This is a genomic window from Lactobacillus sp. M0403, assembly GCF_016101265.1.
GTDB classification, from domain to species: Bacteria; Bacillota; Bacilli; order Lactobacillales; family Lactobacillaceae; genus Lactobacillus; species Lactobacillus apis.
Window position 1 is genome coordinate 1 of record NZ_JACFQV010000015.1, and the last position, 1338, is coordinate 1338.

A 1338-nucleotide genomic window follows, 5' to 3' on the forward strand; every position below is an offset into this window, starting at 1 on the left:
CCCGCAATATGGTCCATTGGAGCAGTGGTTTATCTCGTCTCCCTGTCACGGAGAAGATCATCAGTTCAAATCTGATATGGACCGTTAAATGGCTCGGTAGCTCAGTCGGTAGAGCAAAGGATTGAAGCTCCTTGTGTCGGCGGTTCGATTCCGTCCCGCGCCATTTTTTTATTATCAAAGTTTTGCGGGTATGGTTTAGTGGTAAAACGAAAGCCTTCCAAGCTTTAGTCGCGAGTCCGATTCTCGTTACCCGCTTTTGGGGCCTATAGCTCAGCTGGTTAGAGCGCACGCCTGATAAGCGTGAGGTCGATGGTTCAAGTCCATTTAGGCCCATAATAAAATAATGGAGACTTACTCAAGTGGCTGAAGAGGCGCCCCTGCTAAGGGTGTAGATCGGGTTATTCCGGTGCGAGAGTTCGAATCCCTCAGTCTCCGTATTGTATAAAAGACTATTGATTGATGTCAGTAGTCTTTTTTGTGTTCTTTATGAAGTGTAGTTATTTTTTTACGTATAGATAAAATCATAGCCATTTTTTAATGACACTAATCGCAGCAAATGTGAGGATATCTAAGAATGAATAGACTAATCACATACTTAGGGTTGGAATTTTAATTCAAAAAATAGGGGACTCATTTGCCATTACTTGTTTTTTTAAAATGTACTCGAGAAGATATCTTCTCGCCCGTAGAGGATGATTAATTCAGCTATTAATAGCTTATTGAATAAACGTAATTACAATAAGTTAAGAGATATTTGAATACATGGTTTGATGATTACAATTAACGCTTACTGCGAGGAAATTTCTCTTTTCCACTTTAGAGTGTCGGAAAGAAACTCAACGGATGTAGGAATAAAGTCTTGGGAGACTAAGATAAGTGTGAAATATTAAATTTTTTAACAAAATAACTTGCAAGATGGTGTAGAATCCTGTATTATTAATAGCGTTGTGATTGACAGAACTGAGAGTTCTCAAGTAATAACGAATAAAAAAAGTAGTTGACTTTAACAAACAAATTCGGTATTATAATTAAGCGTCTTATGACGTTAGACAACAATTCGACCCGTTGGTCAAGTGGTTAAGACATCGCCCTTTCACGGCGGTAACATGGGTTCAAATCCCGTACGGGTCATTACCACATTTTATGGTATATTTACATTTGGAGGATTACCCAAGTGGCTTAAGGGGACGGTTTTGAAAACCGTTAGACGGTCTTGCCGTGCGTGGGTTCAAATCCCACATCCTCCTTTAATAATAATCGCGGGATGGAGCAGTCTGGTAGCTCGTCGGGCTCATAACCCGAAGGCCGGTGGTTCAAATCCACCTCCCGCAATATGGT

8 tRNA genes are annotated in these 1338 nt (G+C 40.5%); all 8 read left to right on the forward strand.

The window, feature by feature from the left end:
• The first annotated feature begins 10 nt into the window (after positions 1-10).
• The 8 genes from H3T48_RS08765 to H3T48_RS08800 all read left to right on the forward strand — a co-directional run bounded on the left by H3T48_RS08765 (position 11) and on the right by H3T48_RS08800 (position 1332).
• Positions 11-84: transfer RNA gene (locus tag H3T48_RS08765), tRNA-Asp, on the forward strand.
• Between the two features lie 6 nt (positions 85-90).
• Positions 91-163 (forward strand) — tRNA-Phe (locus H3T48_RS08770).
• A gap of 21 nt (positions 164-184) precedes the next feature.
• A tRNA-Gly gene (locus H3T48_RS08775) sits at positions 185-255 on the forward strand.
• Positions 256-259: 4 nt separating this feature from the next.
• Positions 260-333, forward strand: a tRNA-Ile gene (locus H3T48_RS08780).
• A 12-nt stretch (positions 334-345) separates the two neighbouring features.
• Positions 346-435 (forward strand) — tRNA-Ser (locus tag H3T48_RS08785).
• A 624-nt stretch (positions 436-1059) separates the two neighbouring features.
• Positions 1060-1131, forward strand: a tRNA-Glu gene (locus H3T48_RS08790).
• A gap of 29 nt (positions 1132-1160) precedes the next feature.
• Positions 1161-1247, forward strand: a tRNA-Ser gene (locus H3T48_RS08795).
• A gap of 11 nt (positions 1248-1258) precedes the next feature.
• Positions 1259-1332, forward strand: a tRNA-Met gene (locus H3T48_RS08800).
• Positions 1333-1338 lie beyond the last annotated feature (6 nt).